Source organism: Furfurilactobacillus rossiae DSM 15814, assembly GCF_000428925.1.
In the GTDB taxonomy this organism is placed as follows: Bacteria; Bacillota; Bacilli; order Lactobacillales; family Lactobacillaceae; genus Furfurilactobacillus; species Furfurilactobacillus rossiae.
Window position 1 is genome coordinate 1 of sequence record NZ_AUAW01000026.1, and the last position, 22,905, is coordinate 22,905.

The 22,905-nt window shown below is 45.3% G+C and carries 19 protein-coding genes and 2 pseudogenes; 9 read left to right on the top strand and 12 right to left on the bottom strand.

What is annotated here, in order from left to right; all coding sequences use genetic code 11:
- Nucleotides 1–1,796, bottom strand: a 1,796-nt coding sequence (locus G400_RS15880) for a lectin-like domain-containing protein (RefSeq protein ID WP_191979392.1), incomplete at its 3' end; no start/stop codon positions are given.
- Nucleotides 1,797–2,100: 304 nt separating this feature from the next.
- Here G400_RS15880 and G400_RS0111895 point away from each other — a divergent pair.
- The 3 genes from G400_RS0111895 (at nucleotide 2,101) to G400_RS0111905 (ending at nucleotide 5,010) form a co-directional block, all read left to right on the top strand.
- A complete protein-coding gene (locus G400_RS0111895) occupies nucleotides 2,101–2,790 on the top strand; it encodes a YoaK family protein (RefSeq protein WP_017260652.1) in 690 nt (229 codons plus the stop codon).
- A gap of 101 nt (nucleotides 2,791–2,891) precedes the next feature.
- Nucleotides 2,892–4,286 (top strand): DHA2 family efflux MFS transporter permease subunit, encoded by a 1,395-nt coding sequence (locus G400_RS0111900; protein ID WP_017260651.1) that lies wholly within the window; start codon nucleotides 2,892–2,894, stop codon nucleotides 4,284–4,286.
- Nucleotides 4,287–4,365: 79 nt separating this feature from the next.
- Nucleotides 4,366–5,010, top strand: coding sequence for an NAD(P)H-binding protein (locus G400_RS0111905; protein ID WP_081495776.1), 645 nt, complete (start codon nucleotides 4,366–4,368; stop codon nucleotides 5,008–5,010).
- A gap of 464 nt (nucleotides 5,011–5,474) precedes the next feature.
- On the opposite strand, the gene G400_RS0111910 is transcribed toward G400_RS0111905, so the two are convergent.
- The gene (locus tag G400_RS0111910; protein ID WP_017260648.1) at nucleotides 5,475–5,948 is read right to left on the bottom strand and encodes a MerR family transcriptional regulator; all 474 of its coding nucleotides are present in this window, start codon (nucleotides 5,946–5,948) and stop codon (nucleotides 5,475–5,477) included.
- Nucleotides 5,949–6,047: 99 nt separating this feature from the next.
- On the opposite strand from G400_RS0111910, the gene G400_RS0111915 reads away from it, so the two are divergent.
- Nucleotides 6,048–6,896 carry an oxidoreductase gene (locus G400_RS0111915; protein WP_017260647.1) on the top strand — a complete coding sequence of 283 codons (849 nt, stop codon included), beginning with the start codon at nucleotides 6,048–6,050 and terminating at the stop codon, nucleotides 6,894–6,896.
- A gap of 3 nt (nucleotides 6,897–6,899) precedes the next feature.
- Nucleotides 6,900–7,883 (top strand): alcohol dehydrogenase catalytic domain-containing protein, encoded by a 984-nt coding sequence (locus G400_RS15300; protein ID WP_017260646.1) that lies wholly within the window; start codon nucleotides 6,900–6,902, stop codon nucleotides 7,881–7,883.
- A 192-nt stretch (nucleotides 7,884–8,075) separates the two neighbouring features.
- On the opposite strand, the pseudogene G400_RS15305 reads toward G400_RS15300, so the two are convergent.
- Nucleotides 8,076–8,924: pseudogene (locus G400_RS15305) on the bottom strand (aldo/keto reductase).
- A 187-nt stretch (nucleotides 8,925–9,111) separates the two neighbouring features.
- On the opposite strand from G400_RS15305, the gene G400_RS0111930 reads away from it, so the two are divergent.
- Both G400_RS0111930 and G400_RS0111935 read left to right on the top strand, forming a co-directional pair.
- On the top strand, nucleotides 9,112–10,005 hold the full coding sequence (locus G400_RS0111930; protein ID WP_017260643.1) for an ABC transporter ATP-binding protein: 894 nt from the start codon (nucleotides 9,112–9,114) through the stop codon (nucleotides 10,003–10,005).
- Nucleotides 9,998–11,227, top strand: a complete 1,230-nt coding sequence (locus tag G400_RS0111935) for an ABC transporter permease (protein ID WP_017260642.1) — start codon at nucleotides 9,998–10,000, stop codon at nucleotides 11,225–11,227. The genes G400_RS0111930 and G400_RS0111935 overlap by 8 nt, the downstream gene beginning before the upstream one ends.
- Before the next feature lie 579 nt (nucleotides 11,228–11,806).
- On the opposite strand, the gene lpdD is transcribed toward G400_RS0111935, so the two are convergent.
- From lpdD to G400_RS15310, 3 genes and pseudogenes are all read right to left on the bottom strand, one after another.
- Nucleotides 11,807–12,232: a prenylated flavin chaperone LpdD gene (gene lpdD, locus G400_RS0111940; RefSeq protein WP_017260641.1), complete on the bottom strand. Its 426-nt coding sequence runs from the start codon at nucleotides 12,230–12,232 to the stop codon at nucleotides 11,807–11,809.
- Nucleotides 12,229–12,798 carry a UbiX family flavin prenyltransferase gene (locus G400_RS0111945; RefSeq protein WP_017260640.1) on the bottom strand — a complete coding sequence of 190 codons (570 nt, stop codon included), beginning with the start codon at nucleotides 12,796–12,798 and terminating at the stop codon, nucleotides 12,229–12,231. The genes lpdD and G400_RS0111945 overlap by 4 nt, the downstream gene beginning before the upstream one ends.
- 45 nt (nucleotides 12,799–12,843) lie before the next feature.
- Nucleotides 12,844–14,319, bottom strand: a pseudogene (locus tag G400_RS15310) (UbiD family decarboxylase).
- A 124-nt stretch (nucleotides 14,320–14,443) separates the two neighbouring features.
- On the opposite strand from G400_RS15310, the gene G400_RS0111955 reads away from it, so the two are divergent.
- Complete coding sequence (locus G400_RS0111955; RefSeq protein WP_017260637.1) at nucleotides 14,444–15,349, top strand: LysR family transcriptional regulator; 906 nt, start codon at nucleotides 14,444–14,446, stop codon at nucleotides 15,347–15,349.
- On the opposite strand, the gene G400_RS15315 is transcribed toward G400_RS0111955, so the two are convergent.
- The 6 genes from G400_RS15315 to citC all read right to left on the bottom strand — a co-directional run bounded on the left by G400_RS15315 (nucleotide 15,346) and on the right by citC (nucleotide 21,723).
- Nucleotides 15,346–16,272, bottom strand: a complete 927-nt coding sequence (locus G400_RS15315; RefSeq protein ID WP_017260636.1) for a LysR family transcriptional regulator — start codon at nucleotides 16,270–16,272, stop codon at nucleotides 15,346–15,348. The genes G400_RS0111955 and G400_RS15315 overlap by 4 nt on opposite strands.
- A gap of 467 nt (nucleotides 16,273–16,739) precedes the next feature.
- A complete protein-coding gene (locus G400_RS0111965; protein ID WP_017260635.1) occupies nucleotides 16,740–17,630 on the bottom strand; it encodes a LysR family transcriptional regulator in 891 nt (296 codons plus the stop codon).
- 307 nt (nucleotides 17,631–17,937) lie between these two features.
- A complete protein-coding gene (gene citF, locus G400_RS0111970; protein ID WP_017260634.1) occupies nucleotides 17,938–19,476 on the bottom strand; it encodes a citrate lyase subunit alpha in 1,539 nt (512 codons plus the stop codon).
- A complete protein-coding gene (gene citE / locus G400_RS0111975) occupies nucleotides 19,466–20,380 on the bottom strand; it encodes a citrate (pro-3S)-lyase subunit beta (RefSeq protein WP_017260633.1) in 915 nt (304 codons plus the stop codon). The genes citF and citE overlap by 11 nt, the downstream gene beginning before the upstream one ends.
- A 1-nt stretch (nucleotide 20,381) precedes the next feature.
- Nucleotides 20,382–20,675 (bottom strand): citrate lyase acyl carrier protein, encoded by a 294-nt coding sequence (gene citD, locus G400_RS0111980; protein WP_017260632.1) that lies wholly within the window; start codon nucleotides 20,673–20,675, stop codon nucleotides 20,382–20,384.
- The gene (citC, locus tag G400_RS0111985) at nucleotides 20,665–21,723 is read right to left on the bottom strand and encodes a [citrate (pro-3S)-lyase] ligase (protein ID WP_017260631.1); all 1,059 of its coding nucleotides are present in this window, start codon (nucleotides 21,721–21,723) and stop codon (nucleotides 20,665–20,667) included. The genes citD and citC overlap by 11 nt, the downstream gene beginning before the upstream one ends.
- Nucleotides 21,724–21,963: 240 nt before the next feature.
- On the opposite strand from citC, the gene G400_RS0111990 reads away from it, so the two are divergent.
- A complete protein-coding gene (locus G400_RS0111990) occupies nucleotides 21,964–22,905 on the top strand; it encodes a sugar-binding transcriptional regulator (RefSeq protein WP_017260630.1) in 942 nt (313 codons plus the stop codon).

A 22,905-nucleotide genomic window follows, 5' to 3' on the forward strand; every position in this document is an offset into this window, starting at 1 on the left:
TCACCGCCGTCAGCTGTCAATGTACCATTTGCTGCTAGGCCCTTTTCTTCATCCACTTTCACGAATTCGTACCCATCAAACGCTTTTTGCTTCGTCGTGTACTGCTTACCGACGTGTTGACCATCTGGATAATCGGCATCCGCACTACCTAGTGTCTTACCATCTTCTGTTTGGTAATGAACTTTCACTTCTCCAGCAGGCTCTGGTTCTGGCTCATAGTAATAGGTCACAGCGCCACCTTTATTGTCCAGAATTCCTGTAGGCTTCAATCCATTTTCGTCGATGCCAACATACTTGAAACCAGGAAACTCACCAATTTCCGATGTATATCGTTGACCGACAAACAAGCCATCTGGAAATGTCGCCAATCCTTCTTTCAATAAATTGCCTGTGCTCTTATCAACGTGGTTAACCGTAACTGGCATCGCAGTTTCTGGCGCATTCTTATCGCGATAAATATAAGTCACGATACCCTCGTCTTTCTCCAAGAAACCTGTTGGCGCCCAGCCACTTTCATCTACTTTAACGAAGACATACCCGTCAAATGTGCCCTGCTGAGTAAAATATTGATTACCAACGATTGGCGGCAAGGGATTGCCACTTGAATCTTTTCCGTAAGTGGCATTTTCAGTTTTCAAAATTTTGCCATCTTCCGTTTTATGGATCACCTTAACCCCAGCCGAGTCCGACTGAGTCGATTCATAAACGTAAATGACCGTGCCACCGGTACCGCTGTATGTTCCGCTAGCGGGCAAACTGTCTTTACCCATTTCTTTAAATTTGTAACCGGAAATCTCTTTTTGTTCTGTTTTGTACTCTTGTCCATCTGGCCCTGACATGCTTTCAGGATCAGCAATATCGTGATAACCATCCTTATCTTCACGAACATACCGCACGTTAATACCGGACCAAGATTCATACTTGAAATCATCAAATTTATACTGATGTTTGTTTTTCGAGCCCCCTGTAGAAGCGCTGACAGCCATCGCCATCTGTTGATACTGCTCGCCCTTAGGAATCGTGTACGTCCAATACTTTGCGCCTTCAGCAGCATCATACTGAACCGTTAACAAACGCGTCTTTCCATCATAAGAAATTTTGAAAGGTCTAAACTTACCATCGATATTCTTTGAGCCATCAAACTTCTGCACCGTAGCCGTGTCAATCGTAGCCCAGCCTTTTTCACCATCCGTTGTAACAAACGCCCCGTACGGATTGACGTTTGGATCGGCTTCCCACCCTAACTGATAATTGGGATATTTTCCGTTAGGATCAGGGGCTGAATAACTATTATGGAAAGTATCTAGCTGGAAACCAATGGCATTTTGCAATCCACCGATTCCCATGTTGGCACCGCGATACCCAACTGCTTTTGTATCCCCAGGGTGGAAGGCAAACCCAATACCGTCAGCTCCTGTAGTCTCTGAATCACTACCGAGGTTAACCGAACCAGTCAGTTCAAAGCTCTTATCAAGATCAATCCGATCTTTTAACGTAAAATTACCAGCCTGTTCCTTCACATCTTCCGTAAGCGTCACAATCCCCGTATCGTTTTTCGCATCATACTTGTATGTTGCTGACCCATTAAGGTGAAAGCGTTCCAAAAAATCCTTCGCCGAAACATTGATTATCCCTTCATTGCGCTCAGTTCGTTGTTTTGTCTTCGTTTCCGCTTTTGCAGACGATGGTGGACTCCAAGCCAGCCCACCAAGTGTGCCAAACATAATCAGTGTGGCAGAAAAGCCATGAACCATTTTAGCCAACCATTTTGAATGCATACTAATTTCCATCATCATTTCGTCGCCTCCATCTATTGCTTCCGCCAATGTTCTTATCGTAATCATAAGAATAATTAGTTTCTCTAACAATTGATGTGACTCGTGAAAGATGCTGATATTGCAACCTTTTGAGGCACTACCACAATTAAGTTTTGAACAATATACCCCATGTATCATTATTGAAACTGGGATTTAATGGTCCGCTTTGTTCAAAAAATAGCAATTTATTTTTCATCACTGTAGCCTTCGTTTTATCATTGAATTTTAATCTTCCGCGGTTGTGCTAAACTATTCCTTATACGAAATCGGAAAGAAGTTTATTATGCCCCTAGATAAAGACGGTGTTCCCCAGATTTACCAGCTTCGACGGCTCGCCGTAGCTCTCACAATGGTCGGTGGTTTTATCGACGCTTATACGTTTGAACAGCGCGGTGGCTCACTGGCGGCTATGCAGACGGGTAACATCATTTTTCTGAGTGTCGACGTTGCCAAACGCAATCTGCCTAGCCTCATGACCAAGGTGGCAGCCATCCTCTTTTTCTCACTGGGCGTGCTGGCCGTCAGTTTATTTAAGCATCGCCACAACACACACTATTGGCGCATCCCCACTCTCTTACTGGAAATGCTGGTTTGTATCATCGTTGGGTTCGAACCACGGAGCGTGTCGGATATTTTCGCGGTACCACCGTTAGCAATGGTCATGGCCATGCAAACAACGGCTTTTAATGCCATTGAAGGTCACGGATACAACAGCGTTTATTCCACCGGTAACCTTAAAATGGCCATGATTGCGATTGGTGAGTTTCATTTCCATCACAACCGCAGTCAACTGATAAGCGCGTTGCTTTACCTAGAGTTGGTGGTGGCGTTTGCGGCAGGTGCCATCATTTCGGCTCTTTTGCAATTATCCTTCAACGTTCACGCGATTTGGTTTGCCGCAGTTGGCATCCTATTGATCATCGTCGGCTACTCCATTGCACTTCATCAAAAGAACATTCATTTCAGTGATTAATTACTTTCCATAAAAAGTTTTATAAATTCGTTCTAGCGAGAACTTCCGAGACTGTGATATAAACGAAGTAACGTTTAATTGCACCTTAAGGAGGTCTTTTTTTGCAACAACGAACGCTCAATAGTCGCTTGATCCTTGCCATTTTCGCCACCGGTCTAATGTCATTTGCCGGTGTGGTGGTCGAGACGGCCATGAATATTACATTTCCCGTATTGATGCGGCAATTTAACATCAGTACGGGAACCGTTCAGTGGTTAACCACTGGCTACCTGCTCATTGTTGCGACGTTTGTCCCGATTTCATCGTTCCTCAAACGACGATTCAAAACGCGGACGCTCTTTTTAACTGCCAACCTGCTGTTTATTGCTGGCCTAATCGTTGATACATTTGCCCCGACATTTGGCGTGCTTCTTCTAGGACGACTAATTCAGGGTGTTGCAACTGGGATTGCACTGCCGTTGATGTTTAACATCATTTTGGAGCAGGCACCAATGGACAAAATTGGTCTGCTTATGGGCATTGGCACGCTAGTCACCGCGGTTGCACCTGCATTAGGACCAACGTATGGCGGCCTGATTGTCAGCAACCTCAACTGGCGGGACATTTTTATGTTCCTCATCCCGCTGTTGCTACTCTCGCTGATTACCGGGTTACTGACCATTCGGCAAGTCAATAAAACAGAAAAAGTCCATTTTGACGTTCTCAGTTGGGGGCTAGTCGCGCTGACCTTCATCAGCTTTATCCTTGGTCTCAGCAATATGGCCCACGTGACGACCCAACCGTGGCCTGTTATTTTAGGCATCGTCATTGGTTGTTTGGCCCTCGCAGCGTTCATTTGGCGTTCCAAACGCATTGACCAGCCACTGATTAAGTTGACAGTTTTTAGTCAACCCGTTTTCAGTTGGCACCTTTTAGCATTCTTTCTCGTTCAAATCAGTGCGCTGGGATTATCCTTTCTCCTGCCAAACTTTCTGCAACTCGTAAACGGTAAAAGTGCCTTAATTGCCGGGTTAGTTGTCCTGCCTGGGGCTGCGCTAGGAGCGTTATTTGCGCCCCTAGGTGGCACGATTCTCGACCATTTCGGTCCAACACGGCCAATTTTGACCGGTGCTTTCTGTCAGTTAGTCGCGTTGGGCGGCATGATGTTTGGTACAAGCTCTCTGACTCCTGGCATCATTTTAAGTTGGTATCTGCTATATATGTTTGGCACTGGTCTATCATTCGGCAATATCATGACAACCGGTCTGAAATCACTGTCAGACCAGCAGCAAAGTGATGGTAACGCTATTTACAACACCGTTCAGCAATTCGCCGGTGCCGTCGGAACGGCGATTGTGTCTGCGGTAGTCGCGCTGACACAGGCTGGTAGCACCCACTCCTTTACGTTCCGCACTCAGTTAGGCACGCATCGTGGTTTTATTGTGCTGGCGGTACTCTTGCTGATTAACTTCTTTGTATTGGTTCACGGTCTGCGGTTAAATCACAAAAAACTTTAGAAATTCGTTTGCATTACAGTTACTCGAAGGCTCTATACTGACGTCACTTAGTCGAAATAGCTGAGTTCGGGAGGTATTAATGATGCAAAATGTTTTAATTTTAGGGGCTAATGGCACGATTGGCCGCCAAGTCACTGAACGTTTATTAAACGAGACAGATGCCCACTTAACCTTGTTCTTGAGGAATGCATCACGCCTGACAATTACTGATCCTGCCCGTGAAACGGTTATCGAAGGCGATGCAACTGACGCCGTTGCGGTAAATCGAGCCATGGTTAACCAAGACATTGTCTTTGAAACCCTTGGTGGTGACACGGAACATGAGCAGCAGGCACAAGTCATCACTACTGCTATGGAAAAAGCGCACGTTTCAAGATTATTGTGGATTACTGGCATCGGTATCGAGAACGAACTAACCGGTGCTTTTAAAGAATGGGAAAATCAGGCCGTTGGTGACTTAATGTCCGTATCCGTTCGCGCGGCCGACGTGATCAAAAATTCAACTTTGAATTATACGTTAATTCGTTGTGCCTGGATGACCAATGACACAACCATTGACTATGACACCTCAGTCAGTGGCACTACAGTTACAAACACCATTGTTTCGCGCGCCAGCGTCAGCGATTATGTCATTAAGCTACTCACCGATCCCACCCGTGATAACCGTGCCAGCATCGCTGTCTTCCAGCCCAACACTGAAGCAGATTCACCGGCTGGCTACTGATGTTTAGACTTTTTTTGACAATGCTTGAATAAAGATCATCGCAACAACAGGGCAAATTTAAATAGTGGCAACGATGATAAATCGAGTTCCACATAAATATGTCAAATTCATCCTTAAATTATTTAACGAACTCATAAATCCGTTCCTTATCAGTCCAAAAAACTGGTTCCGCTAAAGCTAGCGCAGTCAAATTGAGACATCGTTCCGCGAATGCAATACTTAACGGCGCAATTTGCCGTTTAAGATTGCTGGACGCTTCAAAGATGTGGGCTTCGGCTTTGAAGCGAGGCAGAAGACTACGCTTTTCAGGAGGCTGATGTCGGTCCCATGGAACGGTCCATCTCAATTTGACGGAGAGGGTAGGATGGCCAAACACAGACACGTAAAAGAGCTATTGCAAAGAAAAAGGCAACCAATTTGGCTGCCTTTTTCTTTGCAATAGCTTACATTACTCATGCGTGGTCTTATAAATCAGTTAATTCATGAATGTCCGCAGTAACCTTCCGCTTCTCTTCGAATTCATTGCGCGTTTGCGGATCAATCATACGAGAATTCGGAAGAAAATGGATATCTTCGGTTCCCTCTTTAATCGCGGTTTTGTAATACCATTTTTTATACTGTAAGAACTCCAATTGTGTCTGCATTTTTTCGATCTTAAGTGACAGTTTTTCTTCTTCATCATCTAGATAATCATAACGTTCTTGAAGTGTTTGATCGCCCTGCATACACAGCGTAATAAATTGCGCGATATCCTTCACAGGAACACCACTTTTTTTCAAACAGTCAATTACTTCGATAAAGTTCAAATCTTCAGGCTTAAACTTTCGACGACCAGCCTTATCTCGCTGAACGAAGGGTAAAAGTCCATTTCTATCGTAAAAACGAATTGCAGAAGTGTTAATCCCCATAATGTTAGCAATGTCTCCAATAGAATACATAATTTCTCCCTTTGTTTAAATTGTCTCTTGACTTAAACATTAGTTTAAGTCGTATGGTTATCTCTGTCAAAATAAATAACAAACAAAGGAGATTTAGTTATGGCAACAAAAACATGGTTTATCACAGGAACTTCTACAGGATTTGGTCGTTCTTTGGCAACCTTTCTGGCCAAACAGGCAAACGTTAATTTAGTGGCCAGCGCCCGTCACACCGAACAATTGGGGTATCTCGATGAATTTGATCACGGTCAAATTCTCAAGCAAACGCTAGACGTTACCAACCAAAAGCAGATTAAAACAGCAGTATCCGCAACTATGAACAGGTTTGGCAGAATCGATGTACTAGTTAATAATGCAGGCTTAGGATACTTTGGTACCTTTGAAGAAAGTAACCGTGAACAAGTAAAATACATGTTTGACGTCAATGTTTGGGGGTTAGTAGATATGACCCGCTCAGTATTGCCAATCATGCGCGACCAAAAGTTCGGTGCAATTGTTAACTTTTCCTCAATCGGTGGTCTATTTTCATTTCCAACGTTGTCATTTTACCATGGTACTAAGTACGCTGTTGAGGGGATGACGGAGTCCTTATCGAAAGAAGTTGCAGACCTCAACATAAAGACCATGCTAATTGAACCTAGTGGCTTTAGAACTGATTGGGCAGGCCGCTCCTCAAACAAAGTTGTGCCCCAAATCAACGATTATAAACAGTTTGCTGATTTTATTGAAGGAAATGCTGAAGGCGCTCATCACGAGGCTGGTGATCCAGATAAAGCCGCCGAAATCATTTTCGATCAAGTAACCAATAATTTCGACAAGTTACCTTTACGGTTGCCACTTGGTAAGTATTCAAGTGAAACAGTTATCGAAAAATATCGACAAACGCTAGCTGATTTCCGGCAATTACATGATTTGTCCGCCTCAGCCGATGTTCCGGAAAAGCAATAGCTCATGCGAGCAGTGTTTGCCTCTAAAGACGGTTTTTTCAATCGTAGTGTAGCTTCACCAGTAATTAGATCAAATGACGTCAAAGTGACCGTTGATGCAACTTCAATAAACCCTCATGACATCAAAGCAATGACACAATTGAGTGACAACAATGAGGTAGTTTACGGTTACGATGTTGTCGGTCATATCTCAGCTATTGGTAATGCTGTCAAACATTTCAACGTTGGTCAGCGGGTGATATATTCCGGTACTGATAAAAGACAGGGATCCTTCGCCGAGGAACAAGTAGTTGACGAGAAACTAATCGCAAAAGTCGACGACCACTTTTCTGATATTCAGTTGGCCGGCATCCCTCTAGTTGGACTAACTGCGTATGAGTTGCTATTTGAACAAATGAATTTTATTGCCAGTAAAAATGCAAATACTGGCAAAAAATTATTGGTTATCAATGGTGCAGGTGGTGTCGGCTCGATTTTGACACAATTAGCCCATTGGTCGGGCCTAATTGTATTTGCGACCGCCAGTCCGAATCACTTTCAGGGACTCTTAAGAAACAAGGTGGACACTGTAGTGGATTACCATAAGGCACTTAGACCGCAGTTGAACACGTTTGTTGATGGAACGGCAATCCTAAGTAATTTAGACGATTATTTTGATGCTGCGGTTCAGCTAACCTTGCCACATGGAATTATCGGCACAACCGTTTCTTCAAAAGAAGGCATCCAATTTTCAAAGTTGTTTGAAAAATCGCTTACCCTAGCCAGTGAAATGGTCTTCACTAAAGCAAATACTCATTTTAGAGATGAAACACAAGGCCAGATATTAAAATTTTTAATTAATCTAATGACTCTTGGTGAAATTAAGCCAGTAATTTCCAAAGTTATTTCTGGTGGCATTACAGCAAAAAATTTGAGCCATGCTGCAAATATTCTAAGCACTTCACACGCCGCTGGAAAAATTATTATTTTAAATAGACCATGCAAATAACCGACAGTGAACATCATTCAGATATCGCTTCTCATCTGAAGGTCGTCAAATTTCTATTAGCATTTTTTACGCTGTCCCCCAAATTTTGTTTCTCACTGAAAAACACCCAGCAAAAACATGTCAACGATGTGAATGCACATCATTATGACTATTTCTGCTGGGTGTTTATTAACTAGTTAACAAGATTTTTAACTAACCTTGTGTTGCATTGTGAAAATGTGATGGTGCAGTGTCAGGCATGTTGTTTAACTTGTCCATGTCCTCATCTTGAATCGTAAAGTCAAGTTCTTTGTTCGCCTCAATGTGGGCAGCACTCGTTGCTTTAGGCAACGGTAGCAGCCCATTTTGAATGCAGAACCGTAAAGCTAGTTGGGCAACGCTAACGCCATACTTTTTAGCCATTGCGGCAACATCCTCGTTGTTCAGCAAGCCACCCGTTGCTAATGGTGAGTACGCTTCCACCAAAATATTATTTTGCTTAGCAAAGTCGGCAATCTTTGGCTCTGTGAAACCAACGTAGTACTGAATTTGGTCAACCATCGGTGCAATTTCAGCATCCTGCATCACGTTTTGCAAGTCGTGCACATTGAAGTTTGATACACCAATGGCCTTTACCCGGCCACTCTTGTAGATTTCCTGCATGGCGCGCCAAACATCAACGTTTTCTTTATCATGGTTAGTGCCAATTTGTGACCATGGCCACGGTGCGTGAACCAAGTACAAATCTAAATAATCAATATCCAGAGCTTTAAATGTTGCATCAAAATCCGCTAATGTGCCGTCGTATGTTTTCGTCTCGCCGGGCAATTTTGATGTCACAAAAATGTCCTTGCGATCGATGCCTGAATCGCGAATGGCTTAGCCAACACTCGCTTCGTTTGCGTATGCCTTCGCTGTATCAATGTGCCGATAGCCAACCTTAAGGGCGTTTGCGACAGAATTGTAGGCAACGTCACCAGCAGGAATCTGCCATGTGCCAAAGCCGACTTTAGGAATCTCAATGCCGTTACTTAACTTATAAGTATCTGTAACTGTTGCCATTTTCATACCTCCATTTAATAAAAGGCAGTTAACAACCACCGTGACTATATACTAGCGCTTTCCACCCACTCGAATGCAAGCCCTAACCCATCTAAACAAACAAATTTTCTGTTCATTCGTTGCATTTTTTCATATACTGACAGTGTTAATGTTCACGGTAATGACGCACTCCAAACGAGGTAATCGCATGCTAACTGTAGCAAACTTAACAAAACGATTCGGTCCTAAACAAGGTGTTGAGGACGAGTCATTTACTATTCATGAGGGCGAAATCATGGGTCTGATCGGTCAAAACGGCGCTGGCAAAACCACCACGTTTCGAATGATTTTAAACCTTCTACCACCTGATAGTGGCACCGTTTTGTGGCAAGATCATCCCCTGACAAAAGACGATTATAATACGGTCGGCTTCCTGCCGGAGGAACGCGGCCTCTACACCCGCATGTCCATCCAGGACCAAGTGGTATACTTTGCCGCTCTTCGTGGGCAAAAACCGGCCGTTACGCGGAAAGCCCTCCCACAGTGGATGGCGCGATTTAATGTTAAGGGCAAACTGACAGATAAAATCAAGGATCTATCCAAGGGGAATCAACAAAAGGTTCAGTTGATTGCCACATTAATTCATCAACCGAAACTCATTATCCTTGATGAACCATTTAGCGGTCTCGATCCCGTCAATGCCCAATTGCTCGAAGACAGTATCATCGAAATGAAGCAAAATGGCGCCAGCATCATCTTCTCCTCTCATGACATGGCAAATGTGGAACGCATCAGTGATCATCTACTGATGCTAAGAAACGGTGAAACCGTACTTAGTGGCACACCAGATGAGATTCGATCACAGTTCGGCAACACCCGCGTCCGTTTGCGCTCACCACTGGACAAAGCAGCATTAGTCGCCTTTCCTGGCGTCAATGATGTTCAACAACGTGGCAATGCCTACGAACTAACGCTAGACAACGAAGCCGTGGGTCACGACTTATTCAAAGCTGCTACCAGCAAAGGTTATATTCCGGAATTTTCGCAAGAGCCACCATCGTTAGACGAAATCTTCAGAATCGAGGTGGCCAATCATGAATAAGTTTATGGTCGTCACCCGCCAAGTTATTCGCAAGAATATCAAGTCACCTGCCTATCTGTTTTCACTATTCTTTCCCGTATTAATTATTGCGGCCATCGCGTTGTTTGCGTTTATCACTAATAAGACCAACCAAACGCCAACCATTGCCATCACCAGCAATAACGTGGCTTTGCGTAATGCATTGATAGAATCACCGACACACGGCGATTATCGTGTCAGCAAGGCCATTTCCACTGAACAAGTCGCTGAGAAAAGGCTGAGTCACGAAAAAATCGATGGCTACCTCAATGTCACTGTGACCGGTCAAACGGTTAGTGCCGTTTACCGACAACGTACCAATGGTAATTCGCTAGACAGTGACACGCTCAAAAATAATTTGAATACATTAAAACTGCGACAAGCCGCCCAGCAACTGGGATTGACTGCCAAACAGTTACAACAACTGTTTGCCCCCGCTTCGTATAAAACACAAAACGTCGCCTATCAAAATGGGGTCGTTCGCCGTCAAAGATCCAACCAACAAGGGGCTAACTTGGTCGTCGCGTTTGTCGTCACCTTTTTGATCTACATGTTTATCGCGATGTACACCAGTATGATTGCCCAGGAAACGGCTACTGAAAAAGGCTCTCACATTATGGAGATATTGGTCAGCAGTGTCAGTCCGGTGACGCAATTCTTCGGTAAGGTAACTGGTATGCTGGCGCTGATTGTCCTACAAGTCATCATTACCGGAATTGCCGGTTTGATTGGGATGCAATACTTCAACCACAATATCAGCTTTTTAGGTGACTTTTCCTTTAGCCAGATTCAACCGGGGATGGTGAGTGTACTAGTGGCCTACTTTGTCCTCGGTGTCATGTTGTACACCGTCATTGCCGCCATGTTAGGTTCCATGGTCACGCGCCAAGAAGAAGTTAGCCAAGCGCTGTCACCGTTAACGACGGTGGGGATGCTGGCTTACGTTGCTTCCTTCATCGCAGTGAACAGTAATAGCCTACTCATTCGAATCGGTTCTTATGTACCGTTCCTCTCCCAAAGCCTGATGCCCGTTCGTTACGCAGTTGGTAACGCCGCACTTTCTGAAGTTTGGGCAAGCGTCGCAATTGCCGCCATTGCGCTGGTCCTCATGACTTGGGTTGCCTGCCGCGTATACCAGCAGCACGTGCTAGATTACAGCAATCGCAAGCATTGGTACCAGTTTGGTCGCAAACGTCGTGCATAGTTTTTCCACTAAAAATAGGATTTGATTGTCGTGATATACGGCAGTCAAATCCTATTTTTTAATGTTAACTTCCGCTTCCGGTTGTCAGTTTATGAAACTCTCTGCGTGGACCGACCCAAGCCATAAACCGTCTTGCGTCTCGACTTGAAGCCGCAAAACCACCGTCTTCAAGCTCGTCCGTGCTGTAAATTCGGCAAGAACCACCGAATTAACACCACTTTCGCAGTTAGTTTCAACACCGACGCCCTCCAGCTCACATTGTACTTGACTCACACATCTGACGCATCAATGGTGCATCATTCGACATTAACTTTGACTAAAATTTGCTAGTTCATATTCATAATTCAACTTAAATATTGTAAAAAAATGACAGTTATTCGTTATGTAAGTGAAGCGGAGTGGGGACAGAGTTTCGTGGTAGCTATACTTAGTGGCGATTTGAGCCACTTAGTATAGCTGGACGACTTCGAAGACGTGACTTTCGGCTTCGAATCGAGGTGGAAGACTGCGGTTTTTTGCAGGCTAAGACCGGTCCCATGAAACGGCCGTCCCTACTCCACGGAACGCCGAGCATAACTCTTATTGAGGTTTTTCATCATCGGAATAATAAACTGGTGCAGATGCCGAAATTGTTTGTTGTTGAAGCCATGTTTTGATTTGAACGCCCAGGTCATCGCCCATCGGCACCGCTACGTCAATTTGGGATTGTGAAATATGATCCACGTGAATACCAGAGGTAATCGTGCAGCTGCCCGGTAAAACAGCTTGGATTACCTTAGCGACTTGTTCTCCAACAACATTATCCTTGTGGAACCGACCGTCATGGCTGGGAAACTTAACTGTTTGCATGTCTGTAGTCGCCGTCAATGTTGTAACATCACCAATATGTGGATGGTCACCACCAGTTACTACAATCAGCGCATCCTTGCCAATTAAACGTACGTCGGCTTGGATAGTATAGTCTTGCCGAGTCGTTTGAAACGTCCGGCTATCGTTTTGCATCATTTAGCCATCCCCTCCCAGCGTTGATCAACATTATTTGCAATGTGTAATGCATCCAGTAACTTCATGGTCTGATGATCAATCAAATCCTGAATGGTTTGGGGATGATTATAAAAGGCTGGGATTGGTGGAATCATCTGAACACCGAGACGTGCCAGCTTCGTCATGTTTTCAAGGTGAATCGCACTTAACGGCGTTTCACGTGGAACGATGATCAATTTGCGTTGCTCCTTCATTGTGACATCAGCCGCCCGTGCAATCAGATTATCTCCATATCCAACAGCGATACCCGCAATCGTCTTCATGCTTGCCGGTACAATGATCATGCCATCATGCAAAAATGAACCGCTTGCGATAGCTGCACCTTGATCATTAATGTTATACGTATAGTCTGCCAAATTTTGCACCTCGCTGAGTGATAAATCTGTTTCCAATTCCAGGTTTTTCTTAGCCCAGGTACTCATGACGAGGTGTGTTTCAACATCTGCGTACTGCTTCAATGCCTTGAGCAAGGCGATTGCGTAAATCGTTCCGGATGCGCCAGTAATCCCAATCACAATGCGTTTCATTTTTGCCTCCTTCTGTCGTTTGCAACCTCTGTTGATAGTTAGTAATTACTTCAAGTACTTCTGCCAGTCTTTGACTTCTTTAAATTGAGCCCGGACAAACTGATCCTTCATATCGTACGGCACTGTTCCGTCCAAAATCATCTTGGAGGACATCCCCGTGATACGAATAGACTTCGGATCATACTGTGGTCGTTCAGATGGATCAAGTGGATGATTACGCATCCCCGGTAACACAACGATGTCCTGATCAGCCTGAAAACGCGTATTCAAAGTCCAAATCACGTCATTCATGTCAAAGATATCGACATCTTCATCGACTAAAATAACCGTCTTCAATTCTTTAAACGCAGAAAACGCGAGTAAGGCCGCCTGCCGCTGAATCCCTTCATCAGCTTCATTATCCTTATGAATCTGCATGATCGTCATCAACTTACCGCCACCTGCAGGCGGATTATAAACGTTTAAGACTTTCCCTGGAATCGCACGGTCAGTCAGCGACAAAATGCTGGCTTCTGTTGGCACACCTGCCAAGTTCACATGTTCTTCACTTGGACCAATAACCGTTTGCATAATCGGGTGATCTTTACGATGAGTCACCGCTTTAACCTTGATGACCTGCACTGCAGGATTGGCATCCCCGTCATAACCAGGAAATTCAGGCATAGCTTTGCCAGTATGCGTATTAATATCTTCCTACATCCGTTCGTTTGGCATGATGTAGCCTTCGATCGTGAATTCAGAACGCGCAATCGCCTTTTCATCAACACTGACGCCATCAACTAACTGAACAGGTTCTTGGCGAATCGCCCCCGCCACGCCCAGCTCATTATAGCCAAGTGGTGTAGTCGGTGGTTCAAACGTTGCCCCTAATGTAATCGCTGGATCCAACCCGATATTAATGGTAACCGGCATTGGCTTGTTGGCTTTTTCATATTCATCTGCAAACGCACCAATGTGCCGGCCACCGGGCATAATGAAAATACCGATAGTGTCTTCATCCTCCAGTACCATCCGATGAATTGTAACGTCACTCATGGTCTTATCCATATTTGAACCGTAGACGAGTCCCATCGTGATGTACGGTCCTGCGTCATACTCGGTGTTTGTCGGTGCGGCAATTAACTTACGAATATCAAAACCATCCTCGTCTGACCGATGAATCACCTCATGGGCCGGTGCCTGATTTTCATCCACCATAACCGGTGCCACAGGATTTTCGACCGAATTGTTCAAAAATTGACCCAATGTTTGATAATCGTGATGAAACATCAATCCAGTCCGTTTTCGACTGGCAAGTAGCCCAATTAGAACGCGCGTATCTGTAAATCCCTTGACGTTATTAAACATCATTGCTGGACCTTCTTGAGTCGGCCGCATCACGGTACCACCCGCGCCAATGTAGCGATAAACACCAGACAACTCTGCGTTAGGATCAACCAGCTCATCTGTTTCATGATACTGGCCCGGTTCATTTTTCAGTTCGTTTAATACTTTTCTCAAATCATATGGTTCGTTTGCCATTACGAACGCTCCCTTCGCACGTTTCAACCTTGCTTTACAATGATCAGCTTACGTTGGAAACACGTTGTGAACAAATCGCGTTTGTTGTATTGTTATTCCTAAATGGAATAGAAAGGAAAATAGCATGACAATCGATGATTTACGGGCATTCATTGCGACCTACGAAGCCCAAAGTGTGTCTAACGCTGCCGTCAGTTTGCAAATGACCCAGTCAGCCCTCTCCAAACGTTTGAAAGGTATCCAACAGGAAGTCGACGCAGAATTGATCAGCACGGCCAATCGTCGGAGCCTTCAAATCACGGAAAGTGGCGAAACTTTTTACCGCTACGCTCAGCAGTTGCTCAGTCAGTACAACGAAATGCGTGAGGCAGTCACTACAGTCGAAGACTTGCGACGCGGCAGCATCCGCATCGGCAGTGTTCCAATCATGTCTCAATATGGACTCATGCAAGCCCTAACCAATTTTATGCAGGATTATCCAAACGTCAGTGTCCAACTTCAGGAAACTGAGGGGCAGCGCATCGTTTCCGCACTGCAATCACAGCTATTGGATGCCATCATTATTCGTGATTTAAATACGGCCTACCTTCAGCATCATCACTTAAGTCAGATCAATCTACTCGACGACGAGTTAGTGGTCGTGTTGCCGGCGAACCATCCCCTCGCAAAAAAAGCGACGCTTGCGCCTGCCGACTTAGCCGACAATGCGTTCACGTCACTCCCTCAGGGTTCCGGTGTTTACGAAACCCTTATTAAATTATGTCAGGCAGCTGGTTTCACCCCGTCGATTCATTTTGAAAGTACACATATTGAAACTATTTTAAGCGTTGTCGCCAACTCCCAACAATGCACGCTACTGTTCAAAGAGTCCGTGCGCCCCTTTATGACTGACCAGCTAGTGATGCGGCCACTAACGACGCCTGTCACAAGTCACCTACAGTTTGTTTACGATCCTGATCGCCATAATGCCGCTGTTCAGCAACTATTGCGCTATATCCAAAGTGCTATAAAGTCGCAACCGCAACATTAGAGCTCGTATCCTTGCTCCATTAATACATCAGCCTTCTTAACGCACGTTTGAATCAGGAATTTTAACGGTTCTGATGGTACTAATGCTTTTCGATAGGCGACGCTGAAATCTAAACTCATCATTTCCGGCGAAAACTCAAACACGTTAATGGGCAGATCTGTTGATAATTTCTTGGCACTATTCACATTAACGATAACGGCCCCTAATTGTTTTAATGCCAAACTGAAGGCAATCCGCGAGTCACTGACCTCCATTCGGTTGTTAACATGGATGCCGTTGTCGCGAAAAGCATGGTCTACTAGTTCTTGAAACCGTGATTCACCGCCAATACGAATGAAATTTTCACCATTTAGCCGGCTAATCGTTTCTGCAGTGGCCTGTCGCCAGAACCTGTCCTTGCGATAAAGCCGTGACGTAGCCGGCACCAGTAGTGCCAATTTCATGATGCCTAATGGTTTCGTCACCACCCGTGGATGATAAACCGTCTTGCCAATAAACATGTCCAACTGCCCATCTGGCAACATATTCTCTGCTCTGGAAGTGGTAACTTCCTGAATAGATACGTGCATCTGTGGAAAACGTTTGTAAAAATCAGGAAGTAGCTCGGTAAACCAACTGGCCGCTAACGGTTGATTAATGCCCAACGAGAGTGAACCATACTCAAACTTTCCTAAGCTTTCCATTTCAGTATCCATCGCTCGATGTAACTGCTGTTCCTGTTGCAAATACGACAGCAATCGCTCACCAGCATACGTTAAATGAATCGGCAATGTTCGGTCGACCAACTGAACGCCATACTCTTTTTCAGCCTCACCAATCTGTCTGCTGACGTACGGTTGGCTCATGTATAGTCCTTGAGCAATCGCCGTCATCGTGTCATAACGGTTAACCGCCGCTAAAAAATCAACCAATCGTTTCTTCATCGTTGCTCACTTTCATAACTGTGTTTCGTTTATTTTATCATGATAAGTGCTAAATCATTACTGTTTTGTAATAGCATCTCACCGCTATTTATTTGCTTGTTTAAACTGGGACACAACATGCCGCTCCGTCGCGCCGACCAGAGACGCCGTTCCGTGGGACCAGTCTCTGGCCCGCTTCACTCCTATAACAGATAAACTATAAAAAATTGGCTACTGAACATACATAAATGTTCAGTAGCCAATTCAGTTCTTTATAGTCAGAGGGCGTCAACAATGGAACCAAGTCGTGAAAGTAACGTTAATTCGGCGATTTTCCGAATTTAGGTTACGGACGGTCGTAAAGATTCGAGGGGGTCACGAAGCTTTACGACGAGGTGCGAGACCCCGGTTTCTCAGGAGGCTCAAACCGGTCCCGCGGCGGTGTTCCAATGTTGACAACCGCAGGCGACATTTAAGCTGTTAGATCTCTACGCCACCGTTTGTTTGAGTGCAAACAGCGTGCTGATGAATTCTTGCTGAATCTTGTTCGGCAAAAAGGCCTTGCGCACGACTAGCGACATGTTAAACCGCTCAGGTAATGGATCGTCCAACGTCAACGCAACCACGTCGTCGCTAGGCAGAACGGCATCGTCAACCAGTAAACTAACACCTAAATTAGCCCTGACCAACCCTTTAATTAGCGACAACGTTGGCGTGCTATAAATGACATTCGGTTTGAAACCAGCATATTCACTGTAGGCCTTCAACGCCTGTGGATGAACAAACTTCCCGGTCATTGTAATAAAATTATCACGCGCCAATTGTTCAAACGAAATATGTCCAGCATCTGCCAAGGGATGTTCCTTGCTGACAACTGCTTTAAATGGATGCGATGCCAATAATGTGATATCAAGATTTTCTTCATGAAGTGGACGAACCGATCCGAGCAGCGCGACGTCGATTTTGCCGGACTCTAACTCCTTCAACAATTGATCAGAGCCAACTTCCAACGTTTGGGTGTAATTTAACAGCCCCTTTGAAAACAACTGACCTGCAATTAATGGGAACCACATCGTGCCGATAATTGGTGGCATACCAAACTGAATGGTCGATTGATTGGCGCGAGAAACCTCACTATGTGCTAGATCTAAGTCCTTTAAGATGCGTTGAGCACGTTGATACAGCAAGATTCCCGCACGCGTAATGGCCAGTTTATTATGGGCACGATCACGTTGAACCAGCGGCGCGCCAAACTCATTTTCCAGCCGTTGAATCGCCACCGTAATGGTCGGCTGACTTACATTGAAACGGCTAGCAACCACCGTAAAGTTTCTCAATTCTACTAATGATGAAAAATAGGCCAAGTCGCGCGTGTTCACGTCGTTTGCGCCCCTTCCGTTGAATGTTAATCACAATATCTAAAGACTACCATACTTCTCAAATGTCGGTTAGCGATTTCGCATAGCTGGTGGGAAATTGCGATTTTGTGCACTGTTTCGTGGAAAAGTTAGGTGTCAACTCTGTAAAACTGATCAAAAATAGTAGTTTGCACTGTTACATAGCCAAAACGCGTTCACACTCCACGAGCCTGTGCATAACTCAAAACAAGCGCTGCAAAGGAAAGTTCACCTTTGCAACGCTTGTTTTATGTTATTGCTCGGCTCTAAACCGGGGTGTTCACGCTCTCTAATCTTTTACCTCATGAATCGCGTCAATTACACTACCGTCGCGGTATTCCACGAGGGCAACAGTGCGGTCGGTAAATTCAAGTGGTTTTGGCGTGCCAACTTTGGCAGCGGCCATCTTTTGTAATTCATCGATTGTGTACACGGGCACACCAGCTAAATGACCTAATGATTCTTGTAGGTCCTTACGCTTAGGATTGATGGCGATACCGTATTCGGTAACCAGAACATCAATGGAATCACCAGGCGTTACAACCGTCGTAACATCTGGCACAACCGTTGCAATTCGGCCACGCACTAACGGTGCAGAAATAATCGTCAGTTTGGCAGTCGCAGCATCTTGGTGACCACCAACGGCGCCACGAATGACACCATCTGAACCAGTCATAACGTTAACGTTGAACTTCGTGTCAATTTCCAGAGCACTCAGGATAACAACATCCAGTTGATCAACCATTGCACCCTTGTTATCAGGATCGGCATACCACGAAGCGTCGATTTCCTGTTGTTTAGGGTTGGTGTGCATGGAATCAGCAGCACCCTTATCAAAGTCCTGCACATCCATCACGCGGTCAATCAAACCTTCGTTTAACAGGTCTGTCGTTGGCTTGGTGATGCCACCCAAAGCAAATGATGCCTTGATCTTGTTGTCAATCATAGCCTGACGCAGGTAACGGGTAACTGCCAAGGCAGCACCACCAGAACCAGTCTGGAATGAGAAGCCATCTTTAAAGTATGGGGAGTTAACAATCACATCATTAACTGTTGACGCAATCTTCAATTCCTTAGGATCCTTTGTGAAACGAGTTGCTCCAGAACCAATTTTGTCTGGGTCACCCACTTGGTCCACTTGAACCACATAGTCAACTTGTGTTTGTTTGATTGAAGCTGGCGTGTTCGGGTATGGCATCAAGTTATCCGTTAACAGTACCACTTTGTTAGCATACTGTGCGTCCATCAAAGCGTAGCCTAATGACCCAAAAACAGCTTTACCGTCCATCCCGTTGGCATTACCTAGCTTGTCGGCGTTTGGCACACCAAGGAACGCAACGTCAATTTTAATGTCGCCATGTTCAATCGCACGGGCACGATCACCGTGTGAACGGAAGATAACTGGGTTCTTCAAGTTACCGTGTGACACGAAGTCACCTAATGAACCACGCATCCCTGAACTCGTAATGTTGGCTACCGTACCAGCCTTGATGGCTTCGATAACCATGTCGTTCATAACACCAGTCAGTGAAGATGGTGCCAATGTTAGATTCTTAATGCCAGCATCAATGATAACCCGCATCACCTTGTTAAACACAAAGTCACCATTACGGAAGTGGTGATGGAATGAAATGGTCATGCCATCCTTAACCGTTGCTTTAACAACGTCTTCGATGGAGTCGACTAGCTTGTCGTCACCCGTTTGAACGTGAACACTTGGCGCAACCCGTTGGATATCTGGGTTACCAATGTTTGTCGTTTGGTAGGGTTGGTAGTCTAAGGCGTTCATCACATCATCTGGTAATTCGCGATTTACATTATTTTTCAATGGTATTGCCCTCCTCATCCACTAAATGTGAAGCTTTTGCCAAACGCATAACCCGTTGTGCACGAAGAACAACAGGGCGGTCAACCATCTGACCATTCATCGAGATAACACCGGAGCCCTTGATGCGAGCTTCTTCAATGGCGTTAATAACATTTTTGGCGTTCGCGATTTCCTTGGCTGTTGGTTGGTAGACCTCGTTAACCATGGCAATTTGCCGTGGGTTAACCAGTGACTTGCCGTCGAAACCAAGTTGGTGAATGTACCGCGTTTCACGGTAGAAGCCTTCAGTATCATCCATGTTGGTGAAGACAGTATCGAACGCAGCAATGCCAGCTGCACGAGCAGCATGCAGAACCATGTTGCGGGCAAACTCTAATTCGGCACCATCTGGGTAACGGTGTGTCTTCATGTCGGTTGTGTAGTCTTCAGCAGACAATGCAATCCCGATCATGCGGTCAGAAGCGGCAGCAATTGCTGGGGCATTTAAGACACCCTTAGCGCTTTCGATAGCGGCCATCAAGTGGGTTGAGCCTTCTTCACGACCGAATTCCTTTTCAGCAGCTAAAACATCTGCTTCCAACGTTTTGATCATGTCTGCAGTTTCAGTCTTTGGCAAACGGATAACGTCGATGCCGGCCTTAACCATTGCCTTAATATCGTTGTGGTAATAAGGTGTGTCGTCACCGTTGATGCGGACAACCAGTTCAGCATTGCCGTAGTCTTGTGATTTCAAGGCTTCGTAAACTAATGCACGAGCGGCATCCTTTTCAGCCATCGAAACGGCATCTTCAAGGTCAAACATAATGGAGTCAGCACCGTAAATACCGGCATCCTTAACCATTGCGGGGTTATTACCAGGAACAAACATCATTGTCCGGCGTAAGCGTTCTTCAGTTTCAGCCATATTAGAATGCCTCCCATGCTGGTTGATCTTGAGTTTGTAATGCGCGTTGGGCAACGGCAATCGTCCGTGCCTTGATAACACAATCCAAAGCGCCTTTGTCGACGGCCTTGACCTTGACGTTATCAATGTTGAATTCAGCTAACGTATCCGTAATCACCTTACGAATTTGATCGCCAAACTGTTTTTCAACGTCCGATTCCAAATCAATGGTGATACCGTCAGTGCCCTTCGACAACATAATTTGAATGTCGGAAGATTCCAGCGTGCCCGCAAGTGCGGTCTGCTTAATTTCCATTAATGTTCATTCCTTTCTTGATGCGAAACTGTAGTGACTCTAAATGTTGGTTAATAAAGTTAATCGTGCTAGGTGGTAACAATACAGCTAATGAATCAAGTTGATCATCTGCAATCGCCTTACGAACAGCAGTCGCAGTCACAATCGTCCCATCCGTCGTCGTTTTTCGATCGACGATTTTAACGGCTACCTGCGGCGGAAGTTCACGTTGCAAAACCTGATTATAAATTCCAGTCGTTCGTGACAACGGTTCCGTTCCTAAATACCGGGTCTTAATGTTCAACGCCGGCGCAATCCGATCACGGAAAATCCGCGCATCGAGGGTCGTTTGGTAATCCACTTGTTGATCAGGCGTCGGTAAAAAGTAAGCCGGGAACGTGGCGTAACTCACCATGTAGTCGCTGCCGTTCACGACAATGACGTTCTTTAAATCGGCTGTTCCCTGTTTGACCAGTTCAAACCGTTCGGCCGTTGTGAACAGAGAAGCATCCGTGTTAACGACAAAAACATAAACGACGTCATTTTCACTAGCTGCCTGCTCGACTAAGAAACGATGCCCCCGAGTAAACGGATTGGCATTCATAACGATGCCGGCCACCCGCTTGTTCGTTTGGTCGGCTACGCGCGGAATCGCATCGAGATAATCATCAATGCTACTGTCCCCAGTTTCCAACAATGCGGCTACATCTGAATGCGCTAGCTCATGGAACCCGACATGTTGGAAGCTTTCGGAGTACTTGAGCTTAGTGAAGACAAACAGATGGAATACCTGCTGTTGGAACAAACGGCTGATGAGCGCAGAGACAATTGTGTTAAACCGTGACCCTTGATCGACGCCTTTATTGCAAACGCCGATGTATTTCAGAACATTCCCAGCCGCAGACCCAGTTGCCACTAGCTTGTCGCCTTCATAAATGCCAAGGGTGAAGTCAATTGCAGCTGTTTCTTGCGACTGAAAATCCGTAATGCCTAACGAGGTCAGAAAATCCTCCCACGTTTTGCGAACCTGTGGGTCATTCAAGTGCAAATCAACAATTTCATTATTCATTCGCCATGTACCACCCTTTTCGTGCAGTTCGTCACATGCCATGAAAAAGTAACGAACCAGATATCGTGTTCTACAGGTGCTATTTTACTCGGCTCGTGTTAATATTGCAAATTGAAAGCCGATTTTTTAAATACTTAAAAACGTCAATTTAATCTTTTGCACATTTTAAAGTACACTTGCATTTTTTAAAATTCTGTGATGAGATAGACAATAGAAGTCTAAAGAACGGAGTAACCAAACATGGATGATGTCAAACACCGTGAACAATTAGCCGGGATTGCACAGGATTATTACCTATCCAAACTACCTATTACAGATATCTCGGAAAAATACCATCTCAGTCGTTACCTCATCAGTAAATCGCTGGATGAGGCACTGGCCTCAGGGTTGGTTAAAATCAGTATCGATACACCCGTTTCCCGCAACGTCGAAATGGAGCTTGCCTTCAAGCAAAAATTCAATATCCGCAACATGATGATTCTAAAAGACAGCGACTCACCGGACAAAGACTCAGCGAACGTCATTGACTTTGCTGCGGCTGAAATTCAGGAACTGATCCGTCACTGTCACGTTGTCGGGATGACGTGGGGTGACACCGTATGGAACATCATTGACCGGTTTCAAACGGAAGTCCGCGAAAACCTTATCTTCACACAGTTTGTTGGTGAAAACTTAAAGCTGAACACGGCCGCCAGTACGGTGCCGCTTGTCCAGAAAGCGGCTGCCAAGTTTGACGCCCAGTACGTCACCCTGCCAGCACCGCTTTATGTCAACGACGATGAGATTCGTGAAACTTTACGAAGTGAACCTGCCTTAGTGCCAGCGTTATCGTCCGCTGCCCGAATGGATATGGTGTTTGCCGGCATTGGCACACTTGCCTCAATCAATACCATCCCCGTTTGGAAGCAGCATTTCAGTGACCTATTTGAAAACGTTGATGATCAACAGATTGCCGGTGTGCTGTTTGGACGGCCATATGACGTGGACGGTAATTTACTGAATAATCATGATAAAACCATGGGCGTGTCAATGGACGAATTACTGACGGTTCCCCGCCGTGTCGGTATTGTGAAGAGCAAATTTAAGAGTCGCGCTTTACTTGGCGCTCTACGTGGTGGTCTTTTGACGGACGTCATCACCAACGAAGCCGTGGCCAATCGTGTTCTGTTGGAAATGGATTAA

Bases quoted from the DNA above. Each gene is read 5' to 3' on its own strand.
- G400_RS0111895 (WP_017260652.1), top strand. From the start codon at position 2,101: ATGCCCCTAGATAAAGACGGTGTTCCCCAGATTTACCAGCTTCGACGG.
- G400_RS0111905 (WP_081495776.1), top strand. From the start codon at position 4,366: ATGATGCAAAATGTTTTAATTTTAGGGGCTAATGGCACGATTGGCCGC.
- G400_RS0111910 (WP_017260648.1), bottom strand. From the start codon at position 5,948: ATGTATTCTATTGGAGACATTGCTAACATTATGGGGATTAACACTTCT.
- G400_RS0111915 (WP_017260647.1), top strand. From the start codon at position 6,048: ATGGCAACAAAAACATGGTTTATCACAGGAACTTCTACAGGATTTGGT.
- G400_RS15300 (WP_017260646.1), top strand. From the start codon at position 6,900: ATGCGAGCAGTGTTTGCCTCTAAAGACGGTTTTTTCAATCGTAGTGTA.
- G400_RS0111930 (WP_017260643.1), top strand. From the start codon at position 9,112: ATGCTAACTGTAGCAAACTTAACAAAACGATTCGGTCCTAAACAAGGT.
- G400_RS0111935 (WP_017260642.1), top strand. From the start codon at position 9,998: ATGAATAAGTTTATGGTCGTCACCCGCCAAGTTATTCGCAAGAATATC.
- lpdD (WP_017260641.1), bottom strand. From the start codon at position 12,232: ATGATGCAAAACGATAGCCGGACGTTTCAAACGACTCGGCAAGACTAT.
- G400_RS0111945 (WP_017260640.1), bottom strand. From the start codon at position 12,798: ATGAAACGCATTGTGATTGGGATTACTGGCGCATCCGGAACGATTTAC.
- G400_RS0111955 (WP_017260637.1), top strand. From the start codon at position 14,444: ATGACAATCGATGATTTACGGGCATTCATTGCGACCTACGAAGCCCAA.
- G400_RS15315 (WP_017260636.1), bottom strand. From the start codon at position 16,272: ATGAAGAAACGATTGGTTGATTTTTTAGCGGCGGTTAACCGTTATGAC.
- citE (WP_017260633.1), bottom strand. From the start codon at position 20,380: ATGGCTGAAACTGAAGAACGCTTACGCCGGACAATGATGTTTGTTCCT.
- citD (WP_017260632.1), bottom strand. From the start codon at position 20,675: ATGGAAATTAAGCAGACCGCACTTGCGGGCACGCTGGAATCTTCCGAC.
- citC (WP_017260631.1), bottom strand. From the start codon at position 21,723: ATGAATAATGAAATTGTTGATTTGCACTTGAATGACCCACAGGTTCGC.
- G400_RS0111990 (WP_017260630.1), top strand. From the start codon at position 21,964: ATGGATGATGTCAAACACCGTGAACAATTAGCCGGGATTGCACAGGAT.